The organism is Halomicrobium mukohataei DSM 12286 (assembly GCF_000023965.1).
GTDB lineage: Archaea > Halobacteriota > Halobacteria > Halobacteriales > Haloarculaceae > Halomicrobium > Halomicrobium mukohataei.
The window spans coordinates 692,789-710,333 of the sequence record NC_013202.1; the positions used below are offsets into that span (position 1 = coordinate 692,789).

At 67.4% G+C, this 17,545-nt stretch carries 17 protein-coding genes; 5 read left to right on the forward strand and 12 right to left on the reverse strand.

The window, feature by feature from the left end; genetic code table 11:
- The 5 genes from spt4 to HMUK_RS03485 all read right to left on the reverse strand — a co-directional run bounded on the left by spt4 (position 1) and on the right by HMUK_RS03485 (position 2,908).
- A complete protein-coding gene (gene spt4, locus HMUK_RS03465) occupies positions 1-198 on the reverse strand; it encodes a transcription elongation factor subunit Spt4 (RefSeq protein WP_015761706.1) in 198 nt (65 codons plus the stop codon).
- Complete coding sequence (locus HMUK_RS03470; RefSeq protein ID WP_015761707.1) at positions 198-776, reverse strand: DNA-directed RNA polymerase; 579 nt, start codon at positions 774-776, stop codon at positions 198-200. The genes spt4 and HMUK_RS03470 overlap by 1 nt, the downstream gene beginning before the upstream one ends.
- Position 777: 1 nt before the next feature.
- A complete protein-coding gene (locus HMUK_RS03475) occupies positions 778-1,155 on the reverse strand; it encodes a DUF188 domain-containing protein (RefSeq protein ID WP_015761708.1) in 378 nt (125 codons plus the stop codon).
- Entirely contained in the window at positions 1,152-2,384 is a 1,233-nt protein-coding gene (locus HMUK_RS03480) for a translation initiation factor IF-2 subunit gamma (RefSeq protein ID WP_015761709.1), read from the reverse strand. Before HMUK_RS03480 ends, HMUK_RS03475 begins: the two co-directional genes overlap by 4 nt.
- Positions 2,385-2,494: 110 nt before the next feature.
- Positions 2,495-2,908, reverse strand: coding sequence for a response regulator (locus HMUK_RS03485; RefSeq protein WP_015761710.1), 414 nt, complete (start codon positions 2,906-2,908; stop codon positions 2,495-2,497).
- 94 nt (positions 2,909-3,002) lie between these two features.
- Between HMUK_RS03485 and HMUK_RS03490 the strand changes: the two genes are divergently transcribed.
- Entirely contained in the window at positions 3,003-3,950 is a 948-nt protein-coding gene (locus HMUK_RS03490) for a DUF5787 family protein (RefSeq protein ID WP_049940866.1), read from the forward strand.
- 16 nt (positions 3,951-3,966) lie between these two features.
- Here HMUK_RS03490 and HMUK_RS03495 read toward each other — a convergent pair whose 3' ends face one another.
- The 3 genes from HMUK_RS03495 to HMUK_RS03505 are packed head-to-tail and all read right to left on the reverse strand — an operon-like array spanning position 3,967 to position 7,415.
- Entirely contained in the window at positions 3,967-5,163 is a 1,197-nt protein-coding gene (locus HMUK_RS03495; RefSeq protein ID WP_015761712.1) for a DUF418 domain-containing protein, read from the reverse strand.
- Positions 5,160-5,996, reverse strand: coding sequence for an MBL fold metallo-hydrolase (locus HMUK_RS03500; protein ID WP_015761713.1), 837 nt, complete (start codon positions 5,994-5,996; stop codon positions 5,160-5,162). Before HMUK_RS03500 ends, HMUK_RS03495 begins: the two co-directional genes overlap by 4 nt.
- 39 nt (positions 5,997-6,035) lie before the next feature.
- Positions 6,036-7,415 carry an ATP-binding protein gene (locus tag HMUK_RS03505; RefSeq protein ID WP_015761714.1) on the reverse strand — a complete coding sequence of 460 codons (1,380 nt, stop codon included), beginning with the start codon at positions 7,413-7,415 and terminating at the stop codon, positions 6,036-6,038.
- A gap of 137 nt (positions 7,416-7,552) precedes the next feature.
- Here HMUK_RS03505 and HMUK_RS03510 point away from each other — a divergent pair, with 137 nt between their 5' ends.
- A complete protein-coding gene (locus tag HMUK_RS03510; RefSeq protein WP_015761715.1) occupies positions 7,553-8,692 on the forward strand; it encodes a thiolase family protein in 1,140 nt (379 codons plus the stop codon).
- Between the two features lie 357 nt (positions 8,693-9,049).
- Positions 9,050-9,514 (forward strand): PaaI family thioesterase, encoded by a 465-nt coding sequence (locus tag HMUK_RS03515; protein ID WP_015761716.1) that lies wholly within the window; start codon positions 9,050-9,052, stop codon positions 9,512-9,514.
- A 27-nt stretch (positions 9,515-9,541) separates the two neighbouring features.
- Here HMUK_RS03515 and HMUK_RS03520 read toward each other — a convergent pair whose 3' ends face one another.
- From HMUK_RS03520 to HMUK_RS03530, 3 genes are all read right to left on the reverse strand, one after another.
- A complete protein-coding gene (locus HMUK_RS03520) occupies positions 9,542-10,789 on the reverse strand; it encodes an ArsR/SmtB family transcription factor (RefSeq protein WP_015761717.1) in 1,248 nt (415 codons plus the stop codon).
- A gap of 88 nt (positions 10,790-10,877) precedes the next feature.
- A complete protein-coding gene (locus tag HMUK_RS03525; RefSeq protein WP_015761718.1) occupies positions 10,878-12,770 on the reverse strand; it encodes a cation:proton antiporter domain-containing protein in 1,893 nt (630 codons plus the stop codon).
- Positions 12,771-12,846: 76 nt separating this feature from the next.
- Positions 12,847-13,761, reverse strand: a complete 915-nt coding sequence (locus HMUK_RS03530; protein WP_015761719.1) for an MBL fold metallo-hydrolase — start codon at positions 13,759-13,761, stop codon at positions 12,847-12,849.
- Between the two features lie 95 nt (positions 13,762-13,856).
- On the opposite strand from HMUK_RS03530, the gene katG reads away from it, so the two are divergent.
- Positions 13,857-16,058: a catalase/peroxidase HPI gene (gene katG / locus HMUK_RS03535; protein ID WP_015761720.1), complete on the forward strand. Its 2,202-nt coding sequence runs from the start codon at positions 13,857-13,859 to the stop codon at positions 16,056-16,058.
- Positions 16,059-16,244: 186 nt separating this feature from the next.
- On the forward strand, positions 16,245-16,520 hold the full coding sequence (locus HMUK_RS03540; RefSeq protein WP_015761721.1) for a DUF7571 family protein: 276 nt from the start codon (positions 16,245-16,247) through the stop codon (positions 16,518-16,520).
- A 38-nt stretch (positions 16,521-16,558) separates the two neighbouring features.
- On the opposite strand, the gene HMUK_RS03545 is transcribed toward HMUK_RS03540, so the two are convergent.
- Positions 16,559-17,407 (reverse strand): alpha/beta fold hydrolase, encoded by an 849-nt coding sequence (locus tag HMUK_RS03545; protein ID WP_015761722.1) that lies wholly within the window; start codon positions 17,405-17,407, stop codon positions 16,559-16,561.
- Positions 17,408-17,545: the final 138 nt, after the last annotated feature.

Consider the following 17,545-nt stretch of genomic DNA (forward strand, 5'->3'; position numbering starts at 1 on the left):
TTAGCGGACTTTCAGTGCGTACTGGCCGGACTCGGTCACTTCCATCTCCTCGGCGATCTCGGAGGTCTCGGGGTGGGCGATGACGACGTAGCCGGCCCAGTCTTCCGTCAGCGAGGTCGAGCCACAGATCTCGCAGGACTCTTCGGCTTCGGAGGGCTGGACGCGGTGACAGTCACGACAGACGAGGCGATCAGCCATCAGCTATCACCGGCTTCCGCCTCGGCGGCGCGTTTCTCCCGTTCCTCCTGAAGCCAGCCGTGCTTGCCCAGTCCGACCTGCTTGGCCGTGAGGCCGATCTTGGAGTCGCGGGGGTTGCGCTCGTCGATGCTCTTGGTGACGATGCGTGCGCGGACGGCGTCGCCGGTCCCCAGGGTCCGGTTGGACTCGCGGGAGGCGAGTGCCTGTCCCTCCTCGTCGTAGGCCAGATACTCATCAGAGATCTGGGAGACGTGGAGCAGGCCGTCGACCGGCCCGATGCCGACGAAGGCACCGAAGTTGACCACTTCGACGACCTCGCCGTCGACGACTTCCTGCATCTGTGGGTCGAAGGTGAGCGCGTCGAACTCTGCCTCGTAGTAGACACCGGGCTTGTTCGGGAGCACTGCCCCTTCACCGATGTCCTTGACGTCGATGACGGAGACGATAGAACCCACGTCTTCGTCCATTCGTCCTTCGAGCTTGTCCTGCAGGAGCTTCTTGACCAGATCCGGAGACACGTCTGCGAGGTGCCGCGGGGGCACTTCGACCGTGTCGCGGAGTCGAACCCGTTTGTACATGTTATGGTTGAGTAATGGCGAGTTTGTTCCGGCCCCTTAAACTAATTACTGGAACGCCACGGTCCAGCAACCGTCGTTTGAGGGGTGCGTCGTTCGTCACGGCGTGTGTCACGTCGTCGTCGCCGGCCAGTTCGACCACCGCGTCGTCCGCGTAGTCGGCCGCCGCCTCCCGGACCGAACAGCGGTCCGCGAGATCCCGGCCCACGCTGGCCGCGGTCGCTTCCGCCCCCGCGCCCGCCGAGAGTTTGTCGAGTTCGGCGAGGACGGACCGAGGGACGAGACAGTCGGTCTCGTCGAATCCGAGGCGATCGAGTTCCGCGAACAGACGGACGTTGCATTCGACCGGCATCATGAGTGCGTTCGTGTCTAGGAGGATCATTCCCGGAGCGTGCCGACGCCGATGAGCCGCCATCGAGCACCGACACGTCGGTTGATCGCGATCTTCGCGCCGGCCTCGGCACAGACCGGCCGCTTGAGTGCGACTTCGCACTCGCCGCCGCGAGCGCTCGTGACCGAGCCGACCGTCGTCGCGGTCCCGATCGTCAACATGAGCGGTTCGCCGGTCGAGATCGCTTCGACCTCGCCGCCGTCCTCGCCGACGATGCGTTCGAGCAGGTCGACGTCCATCTCGAAGCGCTCGTGGGTCGGCGGGAGCGTGCCGGGCGGTCCGGCCACGCGGCCGGCCAGCGCGTCACCTTTGGTGATCGACGGATCGAGTCCGGTACCGACGCCCAGCAGCCCGCCGGGGGTGGCGGCGTCGACAGACTCGCCGCCGGCCTGGAGCGATCGCACGTCGGTCGTCACCGGCTGCCACTCGCTCTGGCCGCCCTCCTCGACCTCGCGGCCGGGGCGGAGTTCGATCTCGTCGTCGGCTTCGAGCTGGCCGCCGACCAGCGAGCCACCGAGGACGCCGCCCTTGAGGTTCTCCCAGGTCGTTCCCGGACGGTTGATGTCGAAGCTCCGTGCGACGAGCATCCGCGCGTCGGCGTCGGGGTCGCGCTCCGGCGTCGGAATCTCGCGTTCGATCGCGTCGATGAGCAGGTCGAGGTTCACCTCCTGGCCCGCGCTGATCGGGACGATCGGTGCGTCTTCGGCGACGGTGCCGGAGACGAACTCTTTGATCTGCTCGTAGTTGTCCTGGGCGCGCTCGCGGTCGACCAGGTCGACCTTGTTCTGAGCGATGACGATGTTGTCGATGCCGATGATGTCCAGTGCCATCAGGTGCTCTTCGGTCTGTGCCTGTGGCACGTCCTCGGTCGCGGAGACGACGAGGACGGCACCGTCCATGATGGCAGCACCCGAAAGCATCGTCGCCATCAGCGTCTCGTGACCCGGCGCGTCGACGAAAGAGACCGTTCGCAACGGCTCCGTGTCGACGCCGTGTTCTTCACAGTGCTCGGCCGCGGTGAACGCATCGGGTTCGTCGGCATCGGGACAGCGACGGAACGTGGCGTCCGCGTAGCCCAGACGGATAGAGATACCGCGCTTCATCTCCTCTGAGTGCTGGTCCGTCCATTCGCCTGAGAGAGCCTGGACCAGCGTCGTCTTCCCGTGGTCGACGTGGCCGACGAGTCCGATGTTCACCTCCGGTTGGTTGTGCGATGTCATCTCGGGAGTAATCTTGGTAGAGGTTCGCCCCCTGCGAGTGATAAACCTACTGTTTCGGCCACACAGCGGTCGCGTGGGAGCACGACGCACGATTCGACCGGACGCGGCTGTCAGACGGAGTCGGCGGCCGTGCGCCGACGGATGTGTGTGGCCATCGCCGCGTACTGTTTGGTCGAGACCTGCTTGTGGACGTAGTCGACGTCCGCGTCGCGCGCCTCGATCATCAGTTCGGCGTCGCCGTCGCTCGTATAGAGGATTCGGACGGCGTCGGGGACCCGATCGCGGACGCGTTCGAGGAAGGTCAGCCCGTCCATCTGTGGCATGTGGTAGTCACTGACCACGCAGTCGAAAGGGTCGTCCAGCGCGTCGAGCCCCTGGCCGACGCTGGTCGCCGTCGCTACCTGGAGGTCGTCGCCGGTCCGTTCGAGATAGGTCCCGACCAGCTCTGCCATCTGTGGCTCGTCGTCGACCACCAGTACGTCGATCGCTCTCGCGTTCCCACCGCCGTCACCCACGGATGCCATCTCCCCCCAACTATTCCCCGCCACGGTATAAAATACCATGCTATTCGGAGTGGTCGCCGCGCCGTTTTTGACCGTCGCCGCCCTGGACGACGGTGTGCGCGAGTTTGCTTTCGAGGTCGGGCTCTGTCGAGCGATCGAGCGCGACGGGATCGTGGCCCGCCAGCTCGGGGCGAGCGTCCACGGCCGCCGCGTGCTCGACGTCGTCCAGATCGAGCCCGGTCCGGCGTTCGAAGAGCGCGCGGCGATCACGCCCGAACGCCTCCCGATCGCGGCCGTCGAGGCCGACGTGGGGCCGGGCCGGGCCCGCTACTGGAAAGACGCCTTCGACTGCCACCCGGAGCGGGCCGAGCGCGCCCTCGAACTGGCGAGCGAGCGCGGCTTCTTCGAGCGCGAGCGACGCAACGGTCGCACGTACGTCCGCCAGACGACGCGCTATCCCGACTGGTTCGACCGCCTCGTCGCCGTCGAGAACAAGCCCGACCTCGATCGGCCGGGCGATCTGGAGCGCCAGTTGCGAACCGACGTGTCGCTGGCGGCCGTCGACGCGGTCGTCCTCGCGACGGCCTCACACGTCACCCGCGCCCACCTCAACCGGCTGCCAGCGGAAGTCGGCGTCTGGCGGTTCGATCCCGAGACCGGCGACCGCGAGGTGCGCCGCGAGCCCGCCCAGCTCCCGGTCGACGAGCCCGGCGTCGAACTCGTCGCCCAGGAGCCCGGACGGACCGAGATCCGGATCGTCAGCGCCCAAGAGAAGGCGCGACTCCGCCGCCGCATCGCCGAGCGGGCCTACGGGAAGGGGTGGCGATCCTACGACCTGCCGCCGTGTGAGCGCTGTTCGCCCGACGACGACGGCCTGCCCTACTGCGAGTGGAAGGAGCGACCGGTCCAGGCCAACAGCGAGTGCGACAGCGAGTGTGGCGGGTTCGAGCCCGCCGAGCCCCCCGAGGTCGACGCCGATCGGCTGCGGGCCGAGCGGACGCCCTGGGACCCCGATCCGGAAGGGAGAGCGCGCCGACAGTCGGGACTCGACCGGTTCTTGTGACGACGGAGGCGCGGAGTCAGCGCCACACGGGCTGGCGCTCGCCGTAGGTCAGGGTCCGCCAGCACCACTCGACCGGACCGAAGCGGAAGAATCGGAGCCACGCGACCGACAGCCCGATCTGGACGGCCCAGATCGCGACGACCACGCCCAGCAGTTCGACGCGATCGAGCCGCCCGAACAGCCCCAGCCCGTGGCCGTAGAAGATCGACGTGGCCAGGACCGTCTGGAACAGGTAGTTCGTGAAGGCGGTGCGACCGACGGCCGCCAGCGTCCGGGTGACGATCCCCGTCGGCCGCCAGCGCGCGTACAGCGTCACCGCGCCGACGTAGCCACCGGCCACGAGCAGGCTCCCCCAGTGGTTGAACTGTCGCCAGTACATCGCGGCCCCGGCCGACCAGTCGTTGGCCTCGACGTACCAGACGCCGGCCAGCACGACCAGGAGGCCGACGACGCCGACGGCGACGAGCCGGCGGTAGAACCGCGTCGAGCGCTCGCCGGTCAGCACGCCCCAGCGATAGAGCGCCATCCCGAGGAACATCGAGCCGCCGGCACGCCACAGCGTCGACCCGACGAAGCCGGAGGTCTGTCGCCGAAACGCCGTCGGGACGCGATGGTCCATCTGTGCGAGCCACCCCGAGCGGTAGGTCGCGACCTCCTGCTGGAGGGTCGCCGCCGGGGGCTGCCACTGCTGGGCGATCACCGACGGCCCCTGAGCGATGGCGGCGAACAGCTCGGTGGCGAACGGTGCCAGCAAGAAGAGCACGCCGAGGCGAGCGAGCACCACAGGCTCGCGGTTGCGAAACGAGACGAGCAAGAGCCCACAGAGGGCGTAGGCGACCAGCACGTCGCCGTACCACAGGAGGTAGGCGTGGCCGAGCCCCGCGAGGAGGAGCAAGCCGATCCGGCGGTAGTACAGCCCCATCGCCGCCTCGCCGTCCCGGCGCTTGCTGTCGGTAAACAACAGGATGCCAGCGCCGAACAGCGCCGAGAACAGCGTGATGAACTTCGACTTCGCGAAGACGTGGGCGGCCAGCCACGCCCAGTAGTTCGCGCCGGTGAGATCGCCGTACGTCTGTGGGTTGAGCAGCACCGACTCGGGCATCGCGAACACCCAGACGTTGATGAGGAGGATGCCGAGCACCGCCAGCCCGCGGATGGCGTCGAGGCTCACGATCCGGTCCGATGGCGGCGTGGGCGTTGCGGCGTCGCTCATCGCTTCGCCCCCGCGAGCTCGAAGCGCTGGCCGTCGACCGCGACGTCGTCGCGAAAGGCCTGCTCGGGCGGCACGAAGTGGGCGGTGTGGACGATCCGATACCGGTCGGCCGCGAGGTCGTCGGCCAGCGCGCGGGCACCGGTCAGCGTCATGTGTTTGGTCCCGAACGTCCGGGGTCGGCCGGCGTCGTCGTAGTGATCGCCGCCGGCCGGGTGATGCGAGCAGAGGTCGGCGTGGACGATCCCCTCGACGAGCGCGAGGTCCGCGCCCCGTAACACCTCGCGGGCGTTCTCGTCGATCGCGTAGCTCGTGTCGCCCGAGATCGCGAGGCTCGCGCCGCTGTCGGGATCGTCGACGCGGAGGCCGTACGAGACGAGCGGCGGGTGGACGACCGGCACCAGCGTCACCTCGAAGCCCGCCGCCTCGAAGCGCTGGAACGGAGTCCGTCCGCGGACGGAGATCCGATCGAGGTAGTGATAGCGGTCCCGGATCGTCCCGACGACGCTCGTACCGGTCTGGGGGTCCGTCTCGTCGGCGGCGTACACCGGCAGCGAGTCGACCAGCCGGTAGACGTTGCCCAGCCCGTCGAGGTGATCGAAGTGGACGTGCGTAACCACTGCGGCGTCGGGCAGCGGGACCGACTCGCGGAGGAACTGCTGGCGGAAGTCGGGACTGAAGTCGATCAGGAGCGAGTCGCCGTTCACGCGTTCGACGTGGACCGAAAAGCGAGTTCGCTCGACGCCGCGGTCGCGGGCGCGCTCGCAGGTGGCACAGTCACACCCGACCGTCGGCGTCCCCGTCGTGTCCCCCGTGCCCAGCAGCGTGACCTGCATCGTCCCCGGATGAGTCCCTCGCAGACAAAGGCGTGGCGGTCAGTGGTCGTGGTCGTGATCGTGATCGTGACCGCCGTCCGGGGTCGCGCTCTCCGCGTTCTCGTCGGAATCCGCACCGGAAATATCGCCCCCGGCGACGAGCGCGTCGTGATCGCCGTCGATCATGTCCATGTTCTTGAGGTTGTCCCGCTCCTCGAAGTCGGTGACGGCGTCACGGAGGTCCTGCTGGGTGAGCGTCGTCCGCTCCTCGGTCAGCGCTTCCAGCACTGCCTCGCGGAGGACGAGCCGGAGGTCGCTGCCGGTCAGCCCCTCGGTGAGTTCGGCCAGTTCGTCCGGTTCGAAGTCGGCGATGTCCATCTCCTGGGTGACGACCCGGAGGATGTCCGAGCGCATGTCGCGGTCGGGCTTGGGGAAGTTGACGATCTCGTCGAAGCGCCGCCAGGCCGCGGCGTCGAGCTGGTCCGGGTGGTTGGTCGCGCCGATCAGGAGCACGTCGTCCTGGATGAGGCTGACCTCGTCGATCGACTTCAGGAGGGTGTTGACCGCGCGCTTGATCGCCGCGTGCTCGTCCGACGAGCGGGTCTTGGCGACGAAGTCGAACTCGTCCATAAAGAGGATACACGGCGAGAGTCGCTTGGCCACCTCGAAGGTCTTCTCGACGTTCTTGGCGGTCTCGCCGAGATACTGGGAGGTGATCATCGACAGCTTCACCTCGACGAAGGGGAGGTCGAGGTCCTGTGCGAGCGCGCGGGCGACGCTCGTCTTCCCGGTGCCCGGCGGCCCGACAAAGAGGAGCTTCCCGATCTCGCGCAGCCCGATCTGGGCGAGGTAGTCGCGGTGCTCGATGGCCTTGACGATCTTGTGGATCTCGGCCTCCTGGTCGGGCGTGAGGACGAGCTGGTCCATCGTCATGTCGACCTCCTCGGGTGCCCGGACCTCGACGAGGTCGAGCATCCCCTCCTCTTCCTCTTCCTCGTCGAAGGCTTCGTCCAGCAAGGCGTCGATCAGCGCCCGGTCGGCGCGGGCGGGGCGGTTCTGCTGGCGCGCGCTCTCGTAGTCGACGCCGTCGACGCGGTCCTCGAAGGCCGCGGCCATGACCGGATTGCGCTGGAGGCGCTCGGCGTCGGTGCGCTTCTCGTACCACTCCTCGGCCATCTCCCGGTCGGTAAAGGAGATCGCGCCGGAGAACTCGTCGCGATCGGTAAACATCAGTCCCGAGACGGCTTCCCAGGGTCGTTCGATGCCGGTGGCGGTCGTGGCCGCGCTGCTGGTCGGCGTCAACGGTCGCTCGATCTCCCCGTCGGTCCAGAACGCGGCCCGGTATCCCGACGGGAGATCGTCGGGTTCCAGATCACGCTGTTCGGTGTAGATCTTCGTCGTCAGCAAGAACTCGACGATATCTAGCTCCGGATCACTCATTCCCAGCCACGTACGCCGGGCACGGGGATAAGTGAATCGAACCGGAGCGTCCGTGGGAGGTCCTCGCGAGGGTAAACGGACGACACCGGCCTCCGAGTTTGTGAGATTTTAACACGGCTGCGCTCCACGGTGGGTGTATGACACGGACACCAGTCGTCGTCGACGCGGTACGGACGCCCCAGGGCAAAGAAGACGGCGTGTACGCCGACACGCGGAGCGAAGACCTCTCTGTGCCGCTGATCAACCAGATGCTCGCGAGCACGGGCGTCGAGTCCGCGCAGGTCGACGACCTCGTGTGGGGGTGTGCCCAGCAACGGGGCGAGCAGGGCAACAACCTCGCACGCGTGATCGCGCTGCTCTCGGACCTCGGCGAGTCGGTGCCGGGGACGACGGTCAACCGCTGGTGTGCCTCCTCGGCACAGGCGATCACGACCGCCGCAGACGCCATCGCCGCCGGACAGCGCGAGTGCGTGATCGCTGGCGGCGTCGAGTCGATGTCCCGGGTCAAGATGGGCGAGAACACCCACAACGTCCACCCGAAGCTCGCCGAACTCTACAACATCGGCGAGCTTCAGATGGGGATGACCGCCGAGAAGGTCGCCGACGAGTACGACGTGGCCCGACGGGAACAGGACGAGTACGCCCTGCGGAGCCAGCAACGCGCCGCCGAGGCCACCGAGTCCGGTCGGTTCGACGACGAGATCGTCCCGATCGAGACCGACGACGGCCCCGTCGACGCCGACGAGGGCATTCGTCCCGACACCACGCTGGAGAAGCTGGGCGAACTCCCCACCGTCTTCAAGTCCGACGGCTCCATCACGCCCGGCAACGCCTCGCAGGTGTCCGACGGCGCTGCCGGCCTCCTGCTCACCTCGGAGGCCTTCGCCGAGGAACACGGGCTCGACGTGCTGGCGGAAGTCGGCGACCACTCGGTGGCCGGCGTCGACCCGACAGTCATGGGCATCGGTCCGGTCCCGGCCGTCGAGTCGCTGTGTGAGCGGACCGGTCGCGACCCCGAGGAGTACGATCTGGTCGAACTCAACGAGGCCTTCGCCAGCCAGACGCTGTACTGCCAGCGCGAACTGGGCTTCGACGACGACAGCTTCAACGTCAACGGCGGGGCCATCGCGATCGGCCACCCGCTGGGAGCCAGCGGCGCACGCCTGCCGGTGACGCTGATCCACGAGATGAACAAACGGGACGCGGAACTCGGGCTGGCGACCGAGTGTGTCGGCTTCGGGCAGGGCCAGGCCATCGAGTTCCGTCTGCCCCAGTAGCACCGGCGTCCGGCGACCGCGTCGCCGGTTCTCCGAACGCGAGCCGATAGCTCGCGTTCGGCCTTTTTCGCCCACGTTTTTGCGCAAGTGGTTCCCGCAGTGAGCGGTGCGAGGCGCGCCGAAGGTGGGCCTCGAGGCGAACGGGGAGGGACGACCCGTGAGCAAAGCGAACGAGGGAACCCGCAGCGGAAAAAGGTGGAGGGCCAGGCCATCGAGTTCCGTCTGCCCCAGTAGCACCGGCGGCCGCCGAGCGAGCGGTCCGGCGGAGCCGGCAGGTCGCCGATCAGTGAGAGACCACAGAGCGCCAGTTTCGGGGCGTTCTCGCAGGTTTATCTGTTCGGCGACGCTGAGAGTGGTATGGAAATCGGAGCGATGTTCGAGCGGATCCCGTTCGCCGCGGAGCTGGGTATCGAATTCGACGAGGTGGCGGACGGCCACGCCGAGGGCCGCCTGCCGCTGCGCGAGGAGCACTCCTCGAACCCGGGCCGGCAGATCGCCCACGGCGGCGTCACGTTCTCGCTGGCCGACACCGTCGGCGGCGCGGCCGTCGTCTCGAAGTCCGAGTCCGTCTCGCCGACGATCGACATGCGGATCGACTACCTCGCGCCAGCGACCGCGGACTTGCGGGCCGTCGCCGACGTGGTCCGTGCAGGTGAGAGCGTGACGGCCGTCGACATCGAGGTGTACGACGCCGACGACCACCACGTGGCCAGCGCGCGCGGCGTCTACAAGACCGGCGGCCAGGGCGAGGAGACACCCTGGACCGACGGGACCGACGTCGAGCCAGCCAGCGACGGCGCGGAACAGCGATCCGAGGAGTAAGGCTTGCGAGGGTGACAGCCAGCAGCGTCAGTCCCAGATGTCCCCGAACGCGTCCGACACGACTCGATCGCCGACGAGCGCGGCAGTCTCGTTGGTGAACGCCCCGGCGCTACTGTTCGTACGCTTGATCGTGGTGAGCGGCGACGCCGTCCCACCGGCCCGTTCGAAGACGAACGCACCGCCAGCGGCCTGCCCGGTCGTGTTCTGCGGGAAGTCGGCCCCACCACGGAACGAGCGCTGCTTGCTGGCGACGATCCGTTCGGCCGCTGCCCCGTCGCCCGATTCGACGTAGGCGAACTGCGTCGTGACGTTTGCGTCCCGCGAGAGACCGCCGGGATCGAACGTCGTCGTCTCGAAGCGGACGACCAGGAGACTGCCGGAGACGGCTCCGACCTCGTCGCGGTGTTCGACGGTGGCACCCCGGTCTCGAAGCGTCGCGGAAAGTCGCTCGGTGAGTGGGGCCGCCAGCGCGTCGTTGTCGCCGGTGACGACGAGGTGGACGGTCTGGTTCGGGAGGTCCGGGACACCGGCGTCGGCCGGCGTCGCGGAGACCGACGCCGCCGAAGTGTGGTGGAAGTAGTCGTTCGAAACGGCTGGACTGTACGCCAGGGCGACCGGTGTCGTACACACGCCGACGAGGAGTATGCACGACGCGAGGAGTGTTCGTCGTTGCATCGTGTTGAACTGAGAGAGCCGGCGGGGGTCGAACGGGAAGCTGCGTTCGCCGTCGGTGGAAACGTACGTCACGATGAGAGTCGTGACAGCCCCCGTCGCCGGAACGAGTATCGTCTTCGGGTTCGAGGCCCCCGACACGGCCGACTGCTCGATACCGCCGACCAGTTCCGTCACTGTCTCGAACAGTGCATACAGGAGCCCGAAGGCGAGGAAGCCACCGAGAAATCGTTTGAGTTTCGCGATGAGACCCTGTTTGCGGTCGTCGGTGCCGAGGAACACGACGGCCGGGTTCTCACACGGGCCGTACACCGCCATCTCTTTGCCCCGAGCGGAGTACCGCGTCTCGGTGACCCGGACGAGATCCACCGCTTCGAGCTTCTCGATGTGATACATGACGTTCTGGATCGTCGTGTCCGCTCGCTCTGCGAGTTCCGCGGGCGTACCCGGCGTGCGGTGGATCTCCGCCAGCACCGTCCGCGTCGTCTGCGAGGAGAGCGCGTCGAAGACCGCGTCGGCTTCCTCGTCGTCGACATCGAGCAACCGCAGCGGTCCGTCCTGGGACGACTCGGTCTCCGAGCGCGAGGAGGGCAACAGCGACATACTGGTCGTACGAAGCAGGGAGCCGTGTGCATTTAGTGATACCTCTGTGTTCAACGGCGATTGAACACAGGACGACGAGGGAGAAGTGTCAGTCGGCCGGCGAGTCGACCATCTGCATCCCTTCGCGAACGGATTCGCGACGGCCCAGCAGCGTGATCATGTCGCCTTTCTCGATGACGAAGTCGGCTGTGGGCACCGTCGTCTCGCCGTCCCGAGTGACCAGCGCGATCAGGCAGGCCTCGGGCAGCATGGAACCGATCTCGTTGATCGGTTTCCCGACGAACGTCCCGCCACAGACCTCGACTTCCTGTACGTCGCCCTCGTGGCCGATGTCGGTCATCCAGTTGGCGATCGCCGGGCGTTCGATCTGGTTGTCCATCGCCCAGGCCGTCGCCATCGACGAGGAGATGGTCCGAACGCCCAGATCCTCGAACGCCTCGACGTTGTCGGGGTTGTTGGCCCGTGCGATGACTCTCTCCACGTCGAACTTCGAGGACGCCAGCTGTGACACGAGCAGGTTCACGTCGTCGTCACCGGTGGCGGCGGCGACGATCTTGGCGTTGTCGGCCCCGGCGGCACGTAACGTGTCCGTGTCGGCTCCGTCGCCGTACTCGACGGTGTAGCCGGCGTTGCGCGCCGATTCGACGACTGATTGATTCTTCTCGATGATGACGATGTTCTCGCCGCGGTCTTCGAGGCGTTCGGCGAGCGACCGGCCCACCTTACCGCCTCCGACGATGATGACTCGCATTGGTATCACGTCCAGGTATTCGGCGATGTAGCGCGCGAGGCCACCTTCGAAGATGGCCGTCAGCAGGATCGCGAGGAAGACGACCCCCAGCAGGAGACTGGCCTCCTCTGGGAGCCCTTCGGATCGGAGTTGGACGGCAAACAGCGTCGCGACCGACGCGGGAATGATCCCGCGGGGACCGACGAGGCTCATGAACGTCCGCTCCTGTAGCGTGAAGCGGTCGCCGACGGTCGAGATGAAGATCAGGAGCGGGCGCAAGACGAGCGCGATGATCACGACGACGGCGACGCCCGCGAGCCCGACCGTCCGGAGGGTCGAAAATTCGAGCAGCGCCGCCAGCGTGATGAAGACAAAGGAGAGGACGATGAGCGTGATGTCGCCCTTGAAGTCCTCGATGTCCTCCTCGTAGGGGATGTCGGCGTTGCCAAGCAGGAAGCCGGCGGTCGCGACGGCGGCGACGCCGGCCTCACTCGCGACCGAGTTGGCCGAGGCGTAGGCGACCAGCGCTCCCGCGAGGACGAGCAGTCGAGCGTTTCGCGGTGCGTCCCCGGGTGCGAGATCCACGTACCGGACGAGGTAGTACAGCACACCGGCGACGACGACCCCGAAGAAGAGCCCGATTCCGAGTCGTCCCGCGAACCCGTGCAAGAGCCCTTCGAAGTCGTCTGCGGGGTTGACGATCTCGAAGAAGACGACGGCCAGAATGGCGGCGCTCACGTCGTTGACGATCCCCTCGGTCTCCAGCGTGGCCGCGACCCGGTCACGGACCGGGACGATGTCGAGGATCGGCGTGACGACGGTGGGCCCCGTCGCGGTCAACAGCGCGCCGATCGTCAGCGAGAGCGCCCAGGAAGCGCCGAGGGCGAACCGAACCGCGATAGCGGTCCCGAGCAGCGCGATGAGCGCGCCGACCGTGACGACGCGCAACGCCGCTGCCGGTGCTTCTCTGATGCGTTCGACCCTGAGGTGAAACGCCCCCTCGAAGACGATGATCGCGACCGACAGACCGACGATCGCCGGCAGGGCGTCACCGAACGACGCCGGGTCGATGATCCGGCCACCGAGGAAGGGGAGAGAGTCGGCCAGATACCCCGAGATGGGGCCTAGCAAGAGGCCGGCACCGATGTAGAAGATGATGGTCGGGATCTGGAGACGGTCCGCGAGCAGCTGAGCGAGGACGCCGATCGCAGTGATCCCTGCGACGAGAAGTATCAGTTCAGTAGCCGCCATCTACACGAATGCACGGAGTCGGCCCGTATAAACGCACTCACTCGCAGCAGTGTCACATCACACACCAGTCTGGCGATTACGCGTCCTCGCCGTGGCGGTCCAGATACGTCAGGACGCCGCGAACGTTCATGGCGACCTCGGCCCGCGCCTTGTGGTCGCTCCAGACGGCGGGCGTCTCGACGGTCTCGACGAAGTGCTCGACGACCGCCTCGTCGTCGCTGCGGTCCGCTCGCGCGGTCTCGACTGCCTCGACCCACGTTTCGAGGGTCGTGGCGTACTCGTCGAGGCGGGCGTCGGTCCGGGCCGGGCCGTAGTGTGCGTAGCAGAGCCACGTCCGATCGAGGTCGGCGAGCATCGCCACGTCGTCGAGGGCACCGTCGAGATCGAAGTTCGGCGGCGGGCTCGTCACGTGGACCTCGTCGGTCGAGGGCGTGTAGATGCCGGCCGCGTCGGCGGTGAAGACGGCGTCCAGTTCCGGCGCGTCGAAGACGACCTGATGGGGTGCGTGGCCGGGCGCGTGACGGGCACGGAGACGGTGGTCGCCGAGGTCGATCGCGTCGCCGTCGGTCAGTGTCTCGATACGCGACTCGGGTATCGGCGTCGGCTCGGTGTAGTAGTCGATCTGGTCGCCGACGGCCTGTTTCGTGCCGGCCCAGAGGCGAGCGGGATCGACGAGGTGGCGCGCCCCCGACTCGTGGACGAACACGGTCGCGTTCGGGCACGCCTCCACGAGGGGACCCGCGCCGCCAGCGTGATCGAGGTGGACGTGCGTGAGCGCGATCACGTCGAGCGCCTCGGGAGCGACGCCGGCCGCTTCGAGGAGATCGAGGACGCGCTCGACGTTGGTTCCCAGACCCGTGTCCACCAGCGCCGGCCGGTCGCCGTCGACGAGGTAGACGGAGCCGTACTCCTCGACATCGTACATGCCGGTGTCGACGTACCAGCAGTCGTCGTGTACCGCTCGTGCTCGAACGGCGTCGCCGATTGCCATACGACGAGTGGGGAGCGGCGACGCGTTAAAGCCACCGCCACTTTGGCATATGCCAAAACAACTGTTTTTGAGGAGGCTCTGCACGGGACTAATAGATGGCAGACAACAGTCCCACATCCGGAACAGAACTGAGTACGAGCGGATCGACCGCCTGGCCCGAGCGAACGTCGAACGACGAGTGGTGGCCCGAGCGGCTGAGCCTGGAGATTCTCGACCAGAACGTCCGCGACGCGGACCCGCTGGGCGAGGACTTCGACTACGCCGAGGAGTTCCAGAAGCTCGACCTCGAAGCAGTGAAAGCGGACATCGAGGACGTGCTCACGGACTCGAAAGACTGGTGGCCGGCCGACTACGGCCACTACGGTCCGTTCATGATCCGGATGGCCTGGCACAGCGCCGGGACCTACCGGTCCTACGACGGCCGCGGCGGCGCGGCAGGCGGACGACAGCGCTTCGCCCCGATCAACAGCTGGCCCGACAACGCCAACCTCGACAAGGCCCGACGCCTGCTGTGGCCCGTCAAGCAGAAGTACGGCAAGCGCCTCTCGTGGTCTGATCTGATCGTGCTGGCGGGCAACGTCGCCATCGAGTCGATGGGCTTCAAGACCTTCGGCTTCGGCGGCGGCCGCGAGGACGCCTTCGACACAGACAAGGCGGTCAACTGGGGTCCCGAAGAGGAGATGGAGACCAACGAACGCTTCGAGGAGCCCGGCGAGATCCAGGAAGGGCTCGGGGCCTCCGTCATGGGGCTCATCTACGTGAATCCCGAAGGCCCGGACGGTAACCCCGACCCCGAGGCGTCGGCCAAGAACATCCGACAGACGTTCTCGCGGATGGCGATGACCGACAAGCAGACGGCGGCGCTGATCGCCGGTGGCCACACGTTCGGGAAGGTCCACGGCGCGGACGATCCCGACGAGAACCTCGGTCCCGAGCCGGAAGCCGCCCCCATCGAACAGCAGGGCCTCGGCTGGAAAAACGAGAGCGGCTCCAAGGGCGGCGAGATGATCACCAGCGGGATCGAAGGCCCCTGGACGCAGGACCCGACCTGGTGGGACATGGGCTACGTCGACAACCTGCTCGACTACGAGTGGGAGCCCGAGCGCGGCCCCGGCGGCGCGTGGCAGTGGGCACCGAAAGGCGAGGAGCTGGAAGACAGCGTGCCCGACGCGCACGACCCGGACGAGACCCAGACCCCCATGATGCTGACGACCGACATCGCGCTCAAGCGCGACCCCGACTACCGGGAGATCATGGAGGAGTTCCAGGAGAGCCCCATGGAGTTCGGGATGGCCTTCGCGAAGGCCTGGTACAAGCTGACCCACCGCGACATGGGTCCGCCCGAGCGGCTGCTGGGCCCGGAAGTGCCCGACGAGACGATGGTCTGGCAGGACCCGATCCCGGAGGTCGATCACGAACTGATCGGGGACGCCGAGATTGCCGACCTCAAAGGAGAGATCCTCGACTCGGACCTCTCGACCGCTCAGCTGGTCACGACCGCCTGGGCGTCGGCCTCGACCTACCGCGACAGCGACAAGCGCGGCGGCGCGAACGGTGCCCGACTCCGTCTCGAACCCCAGCGTAGCTGGGAGGTCAACCAGCCCGAGGAACTCGAAGCGATCCTCGAAACCTACGAGGAGATCCAGGCGGAGTTCAACGAGGGCCGATCCGACGACGTGCGCGTCTCGCTGGCGGACCTGATCGTCCTCGGTGGCAACGCGGCCGTCGAGGAGGCCGCGGCCGCGGCCGGCTACGAGGTCGACGTGCCGTTCGAGCCGGGCCGGACCGACGCCACCGCCGAACAGACTGACGCCGACTCCTTCGAGGCGCTGAAGCCGAAGGTCGACGGGTTCCGTAACTACATCCGGGACGGCCTCGAACAGCCGGCCGAGACGCTGCTGGTCGACAAGGCCGACCTCCTGAATCTGGGTCCCGACGAGATGACCGCGCTGGTCGGCGGCATGCGCACGCTCGGCGCGACGTACGACGGCTCGGATCTGGGCGTCTTCACCGACGAACCGGGGACGCTGGACAACGACTTCTTCGCGAACCTGCTCAGCATGGACACCGAGTGGGAGGAGGCCAGCGAGGGCACCCAGGTCTACGAGGGGTACGACCGCGACACGGGCGAACACAAGTGGACTGGCACCCGCGCGGACCTGATCTTCGGGTCCCAGTCCCGACTGCGGGCGATCGCCGAAGTGTACGCGGCCGACGACGGCGAGGAACAGCTCGTCGAGGACTTCGTCGAGGCCTGGACGAAGGTCATGCAGGCCGACCGCTTCGACCTCGAATAGAGCCCCCGTCCGTGCCCGCCTGCCGAGACACGGGCCGGAGCGCGATCGGACGGACGATACCCACTTTTCGCAGTCGCCGGAACACCGGAGTGACACTTCGAGTTCGTTTCACGACAGGTCGCTGGCAGAACTCACTGCAGGCGGTAGGACTATGTGTCGGTATCACATGGTGTGCAGTGGATCGCTATGCAACCGTGCCACAACTGCCAGGCGGCTATCGACGAGTACCTCTTGGACAAACACCTCGAACCCCTGCGCGAGCTGACGGTCGACGACTTCAATCTCTGTGTCGACTGTACGACAGTGGTCGAGGACGCGTGCGTGGAGTGTGGCGGCGCGGTCTACGTTCCGAGAAGCGAGTCCACGGTGCCGGACTACTGTCCGGCGTGTCGGTCCGAGCACATCGCGGAGACCGGCGAAGATCCCGGCTGGACGGTCGACGCCCAGTCGAAACGCGTCTAGCCGAGCGTCCCGTTTTGCCGTCGAATCGACCGGCAGTATCACTCGACCGCGTCCAGCAGAATCGCCTCGAAGTGCTCGACCAGCGTCGAGTAGTGGCCCGCGTCGACGACGCTCACGTCGGTGTCGGGCAGTCGGCTGGCGACGGCCTGGGCGACCCGGAGCGGGACTCGCTCGTCCTGACGGCCGTGCCACAGCGACAGCGTCCGGGCGCAGTCGGCGGGATCAAACCCCCAGGGATCGCCCAGCATCGGGAACTCGTGGGCCGGGCCGCGCCCGCCCTGATCGAACGCCTCGGCGGCGTCGGCCACGACGACGGTGCCGTCGGGAGCGGCAAACAGCTCGCGGTCGGCGTCGGACGCGCCGCTCTCGATGGTCTCGCGAAACTGTCCGAACCAGTGGCGCGCCAGCCAGCCCGTCAGCCCGAACAGCCCCCGCGAGAGCCCCGGGACCGATCTGGTGGCGGCCGTCAGCCGACGGTTCGCCGCCGTGGCGTACTTCCGGGTCTCCGGCGGACCGGGACTGCTGACGAGGACGGCCCGCTCGACGCGGTCGAGTTCGTGAGCACAGGCGGCCGCGTGGGGACCGCCGGCCGAGAAGCCGACGACGGAGAGGGTGTCGAGATCGAGCATCTTGGCCAGCGTCCGCACGTCGTCGGCCCAGTCCAGCAGGTCCCGGTCGGGCCGGAAGTCGGACGCGCCAAAGCCCGGCCGGTCCGGCGCGATCAGGCGGGCGTCGTGGTGCTGGGCCGTCTCGTCGAACAGCGACCACAGCAGCCGGGAACCGGGGTTGCCGTGGAGACACACAACCGGCCGCCCGTCGGCGCGGCCGTACTCCTCGTAGGCCAGCCGCCGCCCGTCGCCGACGACGACCGTCTCCGGCTCGGTCATTGGCGGCTGTTCTTGGCGGTCGGTCTTATAGGCGGGCGGTCCCAACAGTAGTACCTGGTGTCGCTAGGGGTCGACGGGACAGTGATCGGCGGTGCCAACGAGTACCGAAAGCCCTCACCCCACTCGTCTGTCGAGCCA

What these genes read in the sequence shown, in the direction of transcription:
- spt4 (WP_015761706.1), bottom strand. Translation starts at nt 198, where the DNA reads ATGGCTGATCGCCTCGTCTGTCGTGACTGTCACCGCGTCCAGCCCTCC.
- HMUK_RS03470 (WP_015761707.1), bottom strand. Translation starts at nt 776, where the DNA reads ATGTACAAACGGGTTCGACTCCGCGACACGGTCGAAGTGCCCCCGCGG.
- HMUK_RS03475 (WP_015761708.1), bottom strand. Translation starts at nt 1,155, where the DNA reads ATGATCCTCCTAGACACGAACGCACTCATGATGCCGGTCGAATGCAAC.
- HMUK_RS03480 (WP_015761709.1), bottom strand. Translation starts at nt 2,384, where the DNA reads ATGACATCGCACAACCAACCGGAGGTGAACATCGGACTCGTCGGCCAC.
- HMUK_RS03485 (WP_015761710.1), bottom strand. Translation starts at nt 2,908, where the DNA reads ATGGCATCCGTGGGTGACGGCGGTGGGAACGCGAGAGCGATCGACGTA.
- HMUK_RS03495 (WP_015761712.1), bottom strand. Translation starts at nt 5,163, where the DNA reads ATGAGCGACGCCGCAACGCCCACGCCGCCATCGGACCGGATCGTGAGC.
- HMUK_RS03500 (WP_015761713.1), bottom strand. Translation starts at nt 5,996, where the DNA reads ATGCAGGTCACGCTGCTGGGCACGGGGGACACGACGGGGACGCCGACG.
- HMUK_RS03505 (WP_015761714.1), bottom strand. Translation starts at nt 7,415, where the DNA reads ATGAGTGATCCGGAGCTAGATATCGTCGAGTTCTTGCTGACGACGAAG.
- HMUK_RS03510 (WP_015761715.1), top strand. Translation starts at nt 7,553, where the DNA reads ATGACACGGACACCAGTCGTCGTCGACGCGGTACGGACGCCCCAGGGC.
- HMUK_RS03515 (WP_015761716.1), top strand. Translation starts at nt 9,050, where the DNA reads ATGGAAATCGGAGCGATGTTCGAGCGGATCCCGTTCGCCGCGGAGCTG.
- HMUK_RS03520 (WP_015761717.1), bottom strand. Translation starts at nt 10,789, where the DNA reads ATGTCGCTGTTGCCCTCCTCGCGCTCGGAGACCGAGTCGTCCCAGGAC.
- HMUK_RS03525 (WP_015761718.1), bottom strand. Translation starts at nt 12,770, where the DNA reads ATGGCGGCTACTGAACTGATACTTCTCGTCGCAGGGATCACTGCGATC.
- HMUK_RS03530 (WP_015761719.1), bottom strand. Translation starts at nt 13,761, where the DNA reads ATGGCAATCGGCGACGCCGTTCGAGCACGAGCGGTACACGACGACTGC.
- katG (WP_015761720.1), top strand. Translation starts at nt 13,857, where the DNA reads ATGGCAGACAACAGTCCCACATCCGGAACAGAACTGAGTACGAGCGGA.
- HMUK_RS03540 (WP_015761721.1), top strand. Translation starts at nt 16,245, where the DNA reads ATGCAACCGTGCCACAACTGCCAGGCGGCTATCGACGAGTACCTCTTG.
- HMUK_RS03545 (WP_015761722.1), bottom strand. Translation starts at nt 17,407, where the DNA reads ATGACCGAGCCGGAGACGGTCGTCGTCGGCGACGGGCGGCGGCTGGCC.